This window comes from Lysinibacillus sp. NPDC048646, from assembly GCF_050272295.1.
In the GTDB taxonomy this organism is placed as follows: domain Bacteria; phylum Bacillota; class Bacilli; order Bacillales_A; family Planococcaceae; genus Lysinibacillus.
In genome coordinates this window covers 52,019-65,502 of the sequence record NZ_JBNNLZ010000010.1, presented here as the reverse complement: position 1 = coordinate 65,502, position 13,484 = coordinate 52,019, and the positions used below count along the sequence as shown (strand labels likewise).

Below are 13,484 nucleotides of genomic sequence, written 5' to 3'. Positions count from 1 at the left end.
ATTATCCCCTTTAAGTAGACAATGTTAAAAAAACTACAGTACGCTGTAGATAGCATCTTACTTAAAGGGGAATTTTGTATGCGACATGAGGAGAAAAATTCGAGAAACAACCATATTCCTCGTTTACTTTGTAAAAATAAATTCCCATAATGTAGATCCTAAAAAAAACCAAAAGTAAAGTTACAAAGTTCATATACTAGTGAAACTCTTCTCTAACTAATAAACCTAACCTTGTAAATTTTTTGACCACCTAATATAGTAATTGAACTGTTCTTCGATATCTACAAACTTCAAATCCTTCTAGCGGGGTTGTTTGCTCGTATTTAAAAGTCCCTGCCTCAGATGAAGCAGGGGAGTATATATACGGAATAAGACAAGCTGCTCGCAATCCAATGGTCATTCTGCCACTCCTTGATGACTTCTGAACCAATCCTGCCTGACTTCGTTCATACGTTTTGGTTAGCTCATCAATGCTGATTTCCTTGATGATATTCCCTTTCGTATCACGTTCAAACTGATACGTTTCGCCTTGATGACAGCGGTTAACTGCTCTTCTGTATCATAGGTGAATTTGACGTTCTTGCCACCTTGTTCTCGAGCCTTCAAGCTGCCAAGAATGGTGTAATCAAAGGCTACTTGCGTATGGTTATCTTTCGCAAAAACAATATCGTCATAGGCGTTGTACTTTAATTGCACATCGTTACCATCTGAAAGATTTGCCCGTACAAGGCGATTCAAGTTATCATAACGGAATTTCTCTGTGGCCCCTAGCGGATTGGTCGTGGTTGTGCAATTACCACGACGGTCATATGCCCATGTCGAACTCGTCCCGTCTGGCAACGTCACTTGACATAAGTTCAGATCAGTATCATAAGCTAAGCTTACCATATGGCCTTGCGCGTTCGTTACCGTTTCGATTAAATGATGCTCATTATAGGAAAATTCCGTTTTCGTGCCATCTTCTAAAATATTTGCCTGTAATGTCCCATCTTCATTATAAATCCATTGATTACTTCCACCTTCTGCGTTAACAGCCTGAATCATCCTATCCTTCTCATCATACTGGGAGGATAAGGTACTGCCATCTGCGCCAGTAATCGTCACTGGATTTGCCCACTCATCATAGCTAAATGTCGTCACACGACCATCTTCATCTACTGCTTGGAGTAATTCAAAGTCCTCATTATATTCATAACTGACTTCACTACCATCTGAATGAACAATTTTCGTACAGAGGTTATCTTCGTTAAAATAGTAAGTACTCTTATGGCCTAAGCTATTGGTAATCTCATTATATCCCTCGTGATACGAAAGCTCACCTGCAAGGACATTGCCATCTCCTCATGTTTTGATTACTCGTGCACCTGTAGTTGGACCATCGTAGCGCCAGAAGAAGCTATTTTTATTGCGATCCGTTTTTTGCATCATTAAGTGATTCACATACTTAATATGTGTACTTTGTCCTAACGCATCTTTGATTCCGAAGTGGCTGAAAAACGTCCAAGGTTTATTATAATAATAAAAAGAACGAATTCCTGTAATATGGAATTCGTTCTTTCATGCATTAATTAATTAATTTCACTGGTTGTAAAGCCTCACTTGATACTTTAGTGTGACAGCATAACGATAAAGAAAATGTAATATAAGGCACCTAAGTAGATCATTACAACCGTCATAATTTTGACAAATATAGCCGACAAAGATTGATGAAAACCCTTCAATTGCGCTACCGAAATTAAAAATGGGTTATTAGCTGTACTTCGAATTTGGATAGAATAGTAGCAACTAATTAACCGGCAAACATGCCATTTGAGAAGAAATCTTTTCCCATTATCATTATCTAACTACCTAAAAAACTATAAACGCATCATTTTCAAAATAAAAAATAAACGCTTGGAGTAACTGATCTAGTGATGGATTTTCTAACTGATTATTTACATTGTCAATTACATCCTCAATACTTGCACCATCCAACGTTTCTATCCACCCATCTTTTTTCACTTGTTCCGGTAAAAAGTCATCTGAATCGGGTGGAAAGTCAAAGCTATCTAATGAAAATATCCCCTTTGTATTTAAATTCCATTCTCTTAAATTTGGAGGAAGATAGAACCAAGTCTCTGGATTCTTTTCTGGATGCGATAACACATCCCTAACACTAATTAAATTCATTTTTTCTTTCATCATGTTTTACACCCACTTGTAAGTTTTTTAAATCCACCCTCTTGGTTTGGATGAAGACTGCCTTGCACCGGACCCGGAGCTTTATGTTGCCCCCTTGGAACGAGTTGTATCTTTTCTGGATTTTGTGCATTATGGTGCCAAGAATGTTTTGGAGGACTTGTATCCTTAAAAGCACCTCTAGGACCAGGTTGTACATGTTTCACTACTTCAGGCGGAAGCAAATTTTCCAAACCAGGGTATTTTTGTAAAGCCTCGTATAACTGCTGATTTGTATTTTGGAAATGTTTTCTTCTGGAACTTGATTGGATGTTCTCTGGTATCGATGCTTCAAACCATACGCTATAATTTGAACTTGATAATGGTCGCCCGGTGATATCAGTACCACTCAAATCTACTGACTTTAAACCCCAAGGATCTATTTGGGTGATTGTGTTATACACATACCCATAAAGCGTAGGATTTCCTCCAGCAAGTCCAATCGGGTCAATTTGAGTATAATTCCCTTGTTCTGGGTCGTAGTATCGGAATCGATTATAATACAATCCTATTTCTACATCTTCATACTGCCCTTGATAACGGAATGGAATGAAATCTTGTTCACCTGTAAATTCTTTTACTCTGCCATAAACATCAAGTGCTGCTGACCAAACCCTCTTACCTTCCCCATCATAGGCTTCTACAGGCGTTCCAAGATAATCACTAATAATACTGTAGTTACCTTCACTCGTAATTTTAGCTGAAGGTACAAACCCTTCATTAAATACCCATGTGACTAGATTATCTGGTATTTCGGACTTGCTCTGTGACTCAACTAGATTTTCTAGTTCAACTGAATCATTCTGCGAACAATACTCATGTAGAATCGTATTTCCATTCCATACGAAACTCATTGTTTTTTCGCCAGAACATTTCTCTATTCGCCTACCTAGTGAATCATACTTGAAAGTAACTTCTGTCTTGTCTGGTTTGATGACCTTCGCCATCATGCCATTGCCGTTATATTCGAACTTCCACGTATCACCAGTCTTTTCAACCTTCTAAACGAGATTCCCTTCCTCATCATAAGAGAATGTTGCCTCTCTCGTTTCAAGCAATCTACTGCCGGCAACATAGACTCGATCTGTCTTTTCTTTTGTTTCATACAAGTTCCCGACATCGTCCACACTGCGGTATAAGAAATCAAATTGACGACTGTCTTGATTGGCCCACACGAGGTTACTAAATTCATCATAACCATAGGTAACTTTTACACCTGTTAACTCGTTGACCATGCTTCGTAAGCGATGATTGACGTCCCAATTATAGACGCGTCTTCGTGTGTCACGGTTTTGACTACTTATTCGATGCTGCGTAGGCCTACCTGTTACATCATATTGCCATTTGCTAATGACAAGATTTTCAAATAGTTAATTTTTGAAAAATCGGCATATATCCTATAAAAAACTTAGAAGAAAGACAGAGCAATTATGGTTGCGACGATTACCTAATTCATCATAGCTACTTGCAATCCAATGGTCATTTTGCCACTCCTTGATCACTTGTCCAGATGGGTCTCGTTCCAGTTTAACGGTTACATGCTCATTGGCAGTCTCTATTAACGAACCATTTTTGTCATAGCCAAACGTTTCCCAGGTATCATCATAATAATCTGAGCGAATGACATTCCCTAGATTGTCATGTTGATATGCTGTCCAACGGTTACCAGGTCGTTGAATCCTCTGAACCAATCCTGCCAGACTTCGCTCATACGTTCTTTCCATCTCATCAAAGCCAATTTCTGATGATATTCCCCTTTATATCACGTTCAAACTGATATGCTTCGCCTTTTTCATTGATAACAGCGGTTAAGATCTAAATAGAGCATATTTGGTTAATTCTTCTTTGTCTAACTCAATTAAATTATGTAATTTTTTTGCTGACAGCTTTATATAAACGTAATGTTTTGGTCTAAACCCCCAGTATCGCTTCGCATGGAATAAAGTCTGTTTCTCCTGTGATTTCTTTTACTTGTTTGTATTCAGTTATTTCTAGTTTTTTCACTGCCATATATGTCTAGTTCTCTTTTCCAGACTTCTTTTCATTAGGAACTTATCGGTTTGCCTAAATGGTCGGTGATAATACTGTAACTGCCTGCACTTGTTAGTTTGGTGTAGTGTTACCATACCATAGGAATATTATTGCTTTGACATCATTGCAAGCACAAAATACAAAGGATGAAACAATTCCATTTCTAACAAAAACACACATAAAGCAGGCTTTTATTCCTTAGTTTATGTGTGTTTTATAAAAATAACTAATTTACTTTCTTTTATTTCTGGGTGTATTTCAAAGTTCAAATGGATAAATTAAAGAGACAACCATGATTGATTTTTTCCATTTCTAATTGCATCTTTTCTCGAAATTCTTCTTTTTATCTCCAATTTTCATCAGAAAAATGGATCTTCATCAGCTTGTGAGATTAGATCTGCAAGAAAACCTTTTTTATTTCCAAAAACGAGATGCTTTCAATTCTTGAAAACTGATCTTCTTATATGATACTTGTATTCCTCTAATCATACTAGCTGATCGTTCAGCTTTATCTTCGCCAACATGCGGAGCCTCAATCTGAAAAATCTCATATTTATTTAAAGATGTATTTACTCTAAATTGTATTGCCTTTGTTTGATCTAATATGATCACTCCATAATCCCAATCAATTTCTTCATATGTGCAAACATACACATTAATATTTTTTGATTCCAATTGCTTTTGGAAATCAAATAGTTTCGGGGAATCTTCATAAAATTCTATTGCATGTAAATACCTTTTTCCTTCTGAAAAATATAGTTTTAATTCAATTTCCTGTTTCCCAAGAATTTCTATATAATACGATAATATCACATCATATTTTTCATCGCCTGATTTATTATCACTATATTTTTCTAATAAATGATAAGGCTCATTATACGCATCATTCTCAAATGAAGTCGATCCTTCAATAAAATAAGTAACTATATTATCTATATTGAGCTTTTCTAACTGATTATCTAGTTTTTTTCTTAATTCCATAAGAACTCCCTCTTAATAAAAATCTTGAATTAGAATCTATAAACACTTAGGTTTAGTACCATTTTTTATATGATCATCTAAAACACTAGAAACATCTTTTAATTGTTGAATTCTTTTAGGATCTTTAATTCCACCTTTATCTAAAGCACCTTTTGCAGTTTCAGATAACTTTTTCACGTTTCCATCTGGTTGTAAATAATCTGTAACCTGACTCGAAATCTGCTTCATTTGTTTTGAAGTCAATTTACTTGTAGCCCCATCAGCGGATTTTAATTCAAAGTTTCCAGTTAGCTTACCAGTAGCATCTTTTAATGGAGATAAAGTTAAATGGCCTCCCTTATTAGGCACTCCTGGACCATGCACATTAAAATGAACTCCTCTTGCGATTACATCTTGTTGAGCTGTGTTCGCACCAATGGTGAAACCACCGCCTTTTTTAGCTAACCCAAAAGGATCAATCCATGTATTTGGATCATGCACATACCCATAAACTGTCGGGTTTCCACCAGCCAAGCCAATAGGGTCAATCTGAGTATAAACACCCTCATTTGGTGAATAGTATCGGAATCGATTGTAGTAAAGCCTTGTCTCAGTATCTTCATATTGACCTTGATAACGGAATGGAATAAAGTCTTTCTCACCTGTGAATTCTTTCACTCGTCCATAAATATCAAGTTCTTCTGACCAAACCCTATTACCTTGTTCATCATAGGCTTCAACAGGCGTCCCAAGATAGTCACTAATAATGCTGTAATTACCTTCATTCGTAATTTTAGCTGAAGGTACAAACCCATCATTAAATACCCATGTGACTAGATTATCATTTTCTAGTTCAACTGAATCATTCTCCGAACAATACTCATGTAGAATCGTATTTCCATCCCATACGAAACTCATTGTTTTTTCGTCAGAACTTTTCTCTATTCGTCTACCTAGCGAATCATACATGAAAGTAACTTCTGTCTTATCTGGTTTGATGACCTTCGACATCATGCCATTGCCGTTATATTCGTACTTCCACGTATCACCATTCTTTTCGACTTTCTGAACGAGATTTCCTTCCTCATCATAAGAGAATGTTGCCTCTCTCGTTTCTAGTAATCTGCTTCCAGCGCCATAGACACGATCTGTCTTTTCTTTTGTTTCATACAAGTTCCCGACATCATCAACACTGCGGTGTAAGAAGTCAAATTGACCGCCTTGATTGGACCACACGAGGTTACTGAATTCGTCGTAACCATAGGTAACTCGAACACCTGTTAACTCGTTGACCGTGCTTCGTAATTGGTGATTAACATCCCAATTATAGACGCGTCTTCGTGTATCGCGGTTTTGACTACTTACTCGATGCTGTGTTGGCCTACCGGTCACGTCATATTGCCATTTGCTGATAACATCTCCTGATAAGATTCTCTCAATCTCTTGCCCAAGAACATTGTACTGCATTGACGCTGCCCAATGTTCTTGCTCTGAGCGAGAAGCCGTGATTTGCGCCACATTTCCCATCACATTACGAGCGACATCGATTTTTGCACCTAAGCTACTTGTAATTTGGGAACGGTTGCCTAATGCATCATAGCTACTTGCAATCCAATGGTCATTCTGCCATTCCTTGATGACTTGTCCAGATGGGTCTCGCTCCAGTTTAACGGTTACATGTTCATTGGCAGTCTCAATTAACGAACCATTTTTGTCATAGCCAAACGTTTCCCAAGTGTCATCATAATAATCTGAGCGAATGACATTCCCTAGATTGTCATGTTGATACGCTGTCCAACGATTATCTGGACGAACAATCCTCTGCACTAATCCTGCCTGACTTCGTTCATACGTTTTGGTTAGCTCATCAAAGCCGATTTCCTTGATGATATTTCCTTTCGTATCACGTTCAAACTGGTACGCTTCGCCTTTTTCATTGATAACAGCGGTTAACTGCTCCTCTGTATCATAGGTGAATTTGACTTTCTTGCCACCTTGTTCTCGAGCCTTCAAGCTGCCAAGAATGGTGTAATCAAAGGCTATTTGCGTATGGTTATCTTTCGCAAAAACAATATCGTCATAGGCGTTGTACTTTAATTGCACGTCGTTACCATCTGAAAGATTTGCCCGTACAAGGCGATTCAAACTATCATAACGGAATTTCTCTGTGGCCACTAGCGGATTGGTCGTTGTTGTACAATTACCACGACGGTCATAAAAACAAACGGCTATAAATCCTAATTAATGGATTTATAGCCGTTTTAAATTGAATTATCCATATTGAACTTTAATAACTAAAAATCATGCAGGAAACTATTTTAAAATTCTAGAAACGCATCATTTTCATAGAAAAAATAATTGCACTTTGTAACTAGTCTATGATGGTTTGCCAAACTGAGCTTTTGCATTTTCTAAGATACCTTCAATACTTGCGTTTCTATCCAGCTATTTTTTCTAGCCTGTTTTACAAATAAGCGTCAGAATCAGGTAGAAAATCAGAACTATCTATTTTATCGTTTTTGATGTAGTTTTTTTATCATGGTCTATACTCCAGTCAATCTAAAACTATAAACAGCTCTTTACGTTAACACAACGACGATGCTTTTTTACATATTTCTCATCCGCTATCGCCTTAGCCTAAAGCTTTTAACATGTTAACCTTTCGCACTAATCCTGTTGGAAGTGTTCAGGATCTTCGGTGATCTTTGATAAAAATTCTTCAAGAGAGTTTGCAACCTTCTTTTCGTTATCATATACAGGATTTTGTTCTCCATCTGTTAATTCGATTGAAAAAGGCACTGATTCCCATCCAATAAAGAAGATTAATTTATTTTCTTCATCGTAGTTTGGATAAGCATCAAAAAAACCTTGTCTTAATCGAAAATCTCTAATTGATGCAGGACTTAACACACAATTTTCGTCTAGCTCATCTTCGCCAACAAAAGACCCATAACCAATCTCCGTCAAAAATAACTTTAGTTCTTTTGGAAAAACAATGCCTAGTTCACCTTCCACTTGTTCTACTTCATCACTATTTATTGGGATAAACTGAAGATTAGTATTATTTTTAATAAATGAAAATTTCATTGATCATTCCTTCTTTCAAATAAAATATTATTATTTTTTCATTCATTCTTAGATTATAATTTTCCTTTTTATTTACATCCTTTGAAGCTATTTCTATCATTTAACTTTTTACGAGTCCCTTGTTGTAAATCACGGATCTCCTTCTGCATTCGATCTGTACTCCATTTCTCTCTTTTGGCAACCTCGTATTTTTCATCCAAAATATCGTTCATATCACGATTGTATATATTATGATGATCTGTACCAAGTTTAAAGAAACTGTGAGTTACTTTACTTGGATGTTTTGATGGAAATCTTGGCAACATCATCATATTCATTGCTGCATTAACGTTTAGCCCTGATTTTAACAACAATGGATGTGTACTCCATAAATGATATGGTATGATATGATGTCGTTCAAATCCGGGTTTCTTCTTCGTCCATGTTGGATAACTTTCATTACCACGTAGACCAAATACGTCCACCCAAGTATTTGTATTGTGTACATATCCATATAAGACTAATCCACCATTAAGCCCAATCGGGTCTGGCTGTGTATAAATCCCTTCACTTGGCGAATAATATCGGAATCTATTATAATATAAACCAATTTCCTCATCTTCATACTGACCTTGATAACGGAATGGAATGAAATCTTGTTCACCTGTAAATTCTTTTACTCTGCCATAAATATCAAGCTCTGCTGACCAAACCTTTTTACCTTGTTCATCATAGGCTTCTACAGGCGTTCCTAAATAATCACTAACAATACTGTAGTTACCTTCACTCGTGATTTTAGGTGAAGGTACGAACCCATCGTTAAATACCCATGTGACTAGATTATCATTTTCTAATTCAGCTGAATCATTCTCTGAGAAATACTCGTGTAGGATAGTATTCCCATCCCATACGAATTTCATTATCTTTTCGTTTGAACACTTCTCTATTCGTCTACCTAGCGAGTCATATTTGAAAGTAACTTCTGCGTTATCTGGTTTGATGACTTTCGCCATCATGCCTTTGCCGTTATATTCGTACTTCCACGTATCACCATTCTTCTCAACTTTCTGAATCAGATTACCTTCTTCATCATAAGAGAATGTTGCCTCTCTCGTTTCAAGTAATCTGCTTCGGCACCATAGACACGATCTGTCTTTTCTTTTGTTTCATACAAATTCCCAACATAATCGACACTGCGGTGTAAGAAGTCAAATTGACCGCCTTGAGTAGACCATACGAGGTTACTAAATTCATCATAACCATAGGTTACTTTTACACCCGTTAACTCGTTTACCATACTTCGTAATCGATGATTGACGTCCCAATTATACGCTCGTCTTCGTGTATCACGGTTTTGACTACTTACTCGATGGTGTATTGGTCTACCTGTCACATCATACTGCCATTTGCTGATAACATCTCCTGGTAAGATTCTCTCAATCTCTTGCCCAAGTTCATTGTACTGCATTGATGCTGCCCAATGTTCTTGCTCTGAGCGAGAAGCTGTGATTTGCGAAACATTGCCCATTTCATTACGAGCGACATCGATTTTTGCACCTAAGCTACTTGTAATTTGGGAACGGTTGCCTAATGCATCATAGCTACTCGCAATCCAATGGTCATTCTGCCACTCCTTGATGACTTGTCCAGATGGGTCTCGCTCCAGCCTAACGGTTACATGCTCATTTTCAGTCTCAATTAACGAACCATTTTTGTCATAGCTAAACGTTTCCCAAGTGTCATCAAAATAATCAGCTCGAATGACATTCCCTAAATCATCATGCTGATATGCTGTCCAACGATCACCAGGTCGTTGAATTCTCTGAATCAATCCAGCCAGACTTCGCTCATACGTTCTTTCCATATCATCAAAGCCGATTTCCTTGATGATATTCCCTTTCGTATCACGTTCAAACTGGTACGCTTCGCCTTTTTCATTGATAACAGCGTTTAACTGCTCCTCTGTATCATAGGTGAATTTGACTTTCTTCCCACCTTGTTCTCGGGATATTAAACTGCCAAGAATGGTGTAATCGAAGGCTACTTGCGTATGGTTATCTTTCGCAAAAACAATATCGTCATAGGCATTGTACTTTAATTGCACGTCGTTTCCATCTGATAGATTTGCCCGTACAAGACGATTCAAGTTATCATAACGGAATTTCTCTGTGGCCCCTAGCGGATTGGTCGTTGTGGTGCAGTTACCACGACGATCATATGTCCATGTCTGTTGTAATTAGATGTTCAGACAAAATATCAAATACTGATTATTTCAATGTCAGTATTGATTTCTTGCTTGATCGAACTAACAGACAAGATAGTAATGTTGAAAATAGTAAAATACAAAAACAAGTTAGATTTTAACGAAAATGCAGAGAATTGTACTTAAGTAAAGTTACAATTCTCTGCATTTTTATTTTGCAATTAACACCTAGAGGCGAAGTATGTTAGATTAAAGGGCGATATATATCTTTCCAGTAAGGAATCATCTCTTCTGAAAAAATATAAACAAAATCATTAGAAGATAGGTTACCTAAATTATCTAATGCAATTCCAAACTTGAAATATATTTTATAGTTTCTGTTTATAAAATACTCTTCATTTTTTAAACTATCCAAATTAGAACCGAATTTTGATAACAATTTATTATCTATAAAAACTTCCTCTTTACAATTTAAAGCTAGTTGAATTAACTGTCCTTGTTCATTATACATTGCTTGACTATTCGTCCTGTTTTCTGTAGTTATACCCTTTTTATTATTCTTACTTATTTTTAACGGAACTCCCCATATTTTTTCAATTTCACTCGGTTGCATGCCGAATTTCAATAATCCTACAGATTGATACGGAGTAATTTCATATCTTAAGTTTATTAGCTGATTATCAATACTTCTGAATTGAAAAGCTAATTTTATATCTTTCTCGTAAATATTTTTTTGGTTGTCTGAATAAATTGTTAATTGAATTCCATCATCAGGATAATCCAAACCGTAAATCGACATGTTATATTGAGGAAATATATAACATCCATCAACAAAATACGGATTTTCTTTGAATAAAAATTGCTTTGATTCATTCATTAAATCAATTTTTTGTTTATTCAAGAAAATAATCTTTGGATTGTTCACAGAAATACTTACTAAAACATCATCTACAAAATGAAATATATATTCATCTTGATATAGAAAAAATTCTTTTCCATTGACATTTTTCTTATCCAATTCACCTAGGATATTGTTTAAGTCTGAAGATGTCATAGATAGCTTTACTTCGTTTATCCCGATTTTGGGTAATATTTTTATTTCTCTTCTCATATCTTCTACCTCATCTACAATATTTTCTTGTTAATCTTTTTTGTTCTGCATTGGTTATATATCCATTGTCTCCTGCGTATTCCAACATTTCTCTTATTCCATCATTAAATTGAGAACCAAATTTTCTTTGTACGTCTCGTATGTCAATTTCCATCGCTTTTCCGAATTTCCCACTATCAATCAATTCCTTTTGGTATGCTCTCCATTGTTTCCCTTTGTTATAACTTCCCCAACTAGCTGTATCAAGATGATCGGGAGTAGGCATCCAAATTGCTGGTCCTTTCCCATGACTTACTGGAGAAACTGAGTTTGCAGGCATATGATGTACCTGACCTCCTATGTTCGTTGCTCTAACACTAGAATAGGAACCGCCTTGTTTTAAACCAAAAATATCAATATAAATATTAGGGTCACTGACATATCCATAGAGCGTAGGATTTCCACCAGCAAGCCCAATAGGGTCAATCTGAGTATAAACACCCTCATTTGGTGAATAGTATCGGAATCGATTGTAGTAAAGTCCTGTCTCAGTATCTTCATATTGACCTTGATAACGGAATGGAATAAAGTCTTTCTGGCCTGTGAATTCTTCCATTCTACCAAAAATATCAAGTTCAGCTGACCAAACCCTCTTACCTTCTTGATCATAGGCTTCTACAGGCGTTCCAAGATAGTCACTAATAATACTGTAGTTACCTTCACTCGTAATTTTAGCTGAAGGTACAAACCCATCATTAAATACCCATGTAACTAGATTATCCGGTATTTCAGACTTGTTCTGTGACTCAACTAGATTTTCTAAATCAACTGCATCATTCTGCGAACAATACTCATGTAGAATGGTATTCCCGTCCCAAACGAATTGAATTGTTTTTTCGTTTGAACACTTCTCTATTCGTCTACCTAGCGAGTCATACTTGAAAGTAACTTCTGTCTTATCTGGTCTAATGACCTTCGACATCATGCCGTTGCCAAAGTATTTGTACTTCCACGTATCACCATTCTTTTCGACTTTCTGAACGAGATTTCCTTCCTCATCATAAGAGAATTTGGCATCTCTCGTTTCTAGTAATCTGCTTCCAGCGCCATAGACACGATCTGTTTTTTCTTTCGTTTCATACAAATTCCCGACACTACATCATATTGCCATTTGCTGATGACATCTCCTGGTAAGATTCTCTCAATCTCTTGACCAAGTTCATTGTATTGCATCGCTGCTGTCCACTGTTCTTGCTCTGAACGAGAAGCTGTCATTTGCAAGACATTCCCCATCACATTACGAGCGACATCGATTTTTGCACCTAAGCTACTTGTAATTTGGGAACGGTTCCCTAATTCATCATAGGTACTCGCAATCCAATGAAAAATGCATATTCGAAATTTTTGTTCAATATCCGATTAAAATTTTGATAACACTGTTGAGTATATTTTAGAGAAAAATATGATAGAAAAGCTTTACTAAAAAGGCAAATAAAATTCATTAAAAAAGAGTAGCAATAAAACCCAACTCGGGATTTAAGCTACTCTTTTTATATACTCTTTAAACATTACCCACCTAGAATTTCATCAAAAAGTTGACATCCAAATCTTACAACCCTTATTCTATTCTAATTTAGAACATTCATATAACAAATTATTTTTAAAGTCATCTGCAGATACTCTTATAACTTCTGGATCTTCTGGAACTTTGAATATAAATACATGATTTTCATCTTCTGATAGATTAGGTAATATTTCTTCCGAAAGTATATTTAAATAATTTTTTTGGTCCACAGTTTCCCCGTCATCTATTATACATTTCATTAGCATACTCTTTAAACGGCCAAATAGGCATACAAAGATTTCCCTCTTTAATCTGAAGTTTAACAAACCCACCATCTAATTTCAAAGACCACG

At 36.2% G+C, this 13,484-nt stretch carries 15 protein-coding genes; all 15 read right to left on the bottom strand.

The annotated features are described in order from the left end of the window. Nucleotides 1-459: 459 nt before the first annotated feature. The 15 genes from ACQKII_RS12680 to ACQKII_RS12610 all read right to left on the bottom strand — a co-directional run bounded on the left by ACQKII_RS12680 (nt 460) and on the right by ACQKII_RS12610 (nt 13,476). Nucleotides 460-1,140 carry a hypothetical protein gene (locus ACQKII_RS12680; protein ID WP_427459711.1) on the bottom strand — a complete coding sequence of 227 codons (681 nt, stop codon included), beginning with the start codon at nt 1,138-1,140 and terminating at the stop codon, nt 460-462. A gap of 708 nt (nt 1,141-1,848) precedes the next feature. Further along, the gene (locus ACQKII_RS12675; RefSeq protein WP_427459709.1) at nt 1,849-2,184 is read right to left on the bottom strand and encodes a DUF7716 domain-containing protein; all 336 of its coding nucleotides are present in this window, start codon (nt 2,182-2,184) and stop codon (nt 1,849-1,851) included. After that, nucleotides 2,181-3,071, bottom strand: a complete 891-nt coding sequence (locus tag ACQKII_RS12670) for an RHS repeat domain-containing protein (protein WP_427459707.1) — start codon at nt 3,069-3,071, stop codon at nt 2,181-2,183. Before ACQKII_RS12670 ends, ACQKII_RS12675 begins: the two co-directional genes overlap by 4 nt. 147 nt (nt 3,072-3,218) lie before the next feature. After that, nucleotides 3,219-3,452: a hypothetical protein gene (locus ACQKII_RS12665; RefSeq protein ID WP_427459705.1), complete on the bottom strand. Its 234-nt coding sequence runs from the start codon at nt 3,450-3,452 to the stop codon at nt 3,219-3,221. A gap of 162 nt (nt 3,453-3,614) precedes the next feature. Beyond that, nucleotides 3,615-3,941: a hypothetical protein gene (locus ACQKII_RS12660; protein ID WP_427459703.1), complete on the bottom strand. Its 327-nt coding sequence runs from the start codon at nt 3,939-3,941 to the stop codon at nt 3,615-3,617. A 721-nt stretch (nt 3,942-4,662) separates the two neighbouring features. Then, a complete protein-coding gene (locus ACQKII_RS12655) occupies nt 4,663-5,229 on the bottom strand; it encodes a hypothetical protein (protein ID WP_427459702.1) in 567 nt (188 codons plus the stop codon). 36 nt (nt 5,230-5,265) lie between these two features. After that, the gene (locus ACQKII_RS12650; protein ID WP_427459700.1) at nt 5,266-7,383 is read right to left on the bottom strand and encodes an RHS repeat domain-containing protein; all 2,118 of its coding nucleotides are present in this window, start codon (nt 7,381-7,383) and stop codon (nt 5,266-5,268) included. Nucleotides 7,384-7,875: 492 nt separating this feature from the next. Next, nucleotides 7,876-8,295, bottom strand: coding sequence for an SMI1/KNR4 family protein (locus ACQKII_RS12645; RefSeq protein ID WP_427459698.1), 420 nt, complete (start codon nt 8,293-8,295; stop codon nt 7,876-7,878). 68 nt (nt 8,296-8,363) lie between these two features. Beyond that, nucleotides 8,364-9,290: an RHS repeat-associated core domain-containing protein gene (locus ACQKII_RS12640; protein ID WP_427459696.1), complete on the bottom strand. Its 927-nt coding sequence runs from the start codon at nt 9,288-9,290 to the stop codon at nt 8,364-8,366. Nucleotides 9,291-9,346: 56 nt separating this feature from the next. Beyond that, nucleotides 9,347-10,378 (bottom strand): RHS repeat domain-containing protein, encoded by a 1,032-nt coding sequence (locus tag ACQKII_RS12635; RefSeq protein ID WP_427459694.1) that lies wholly within the window; start codon nt 10,376-10,378, stop codon nt 9,347-9,349. Nucleotides 10,379-10,721: 343 nt separating this feature from the next. Further along, nucleotides 10,722-11,588 carry a hypothetical protein gene (locus ACQKII_RS12630; protein ID WP_427459692.1) on the bottom strand — a complete coding sequence of 289 codons (867 nt, stop codon included), beginning with the start codon at nt 11,586-11,588 and terminating at the stop codon, nt 10,722-10,724. Nucleotides 11,589-11,598: 10 nt separating this feature from the next. Next, nucleotides 11,599-12,711, bottom strand: a complete 1,113-nt coding sequence (locus ACQKII_RS12625) for an RHS repeat domain-containing protein (protein ID WP_427459690.1) — start codon at nt 12,709-12,711, stop codon at nt 11,599-11,601. Then, on the bottom strand, nt 12,654-12,842 hold the full coding sequence (locus ACQKII_RS12620; RefSeq protein WP_427459688.1) for a hypothetical protein: 189 nt from the start codon (nt 12,840-12,842) through the stop codon (nt 12,654-12,656). The genes ACQKII_RS12625 and ACQKII_RS12620 overlap by 58 nt, the downstream gene beginning before the upstream one ends. 348 nt (nt 12,843-13,190) lie before the next feature. Then, nucleotides 13,191-13,391 (bottom strand): hypothetical protein, encoded by a 201-nt coding sequence (locus ACQKII_RS12615; RefSeq protein ID WP_427459875.1) that lies wholly within the window; start codon nt 13,389-13,391, stop codon nt 13,191-13,193. Beyond that, nucleotides 13,372-13,476 (bottom strand): hypothetical protein, encoded by a 105-nt coding sequence (locus tag ACQKII_RS12610; protein WP_427459686.1) that lies wholly within the window; start codon nt 13,474-13,476, stop codon nt 13,372-13,374. The genes ACQKII_RS12615 and ACQKII_RS12610 overlap by 20 nt, the downstream gene beginning before the upstream one ends. Between the last annotated feature and the right edge of the window lie 8 nt (nt 13,477-13,484).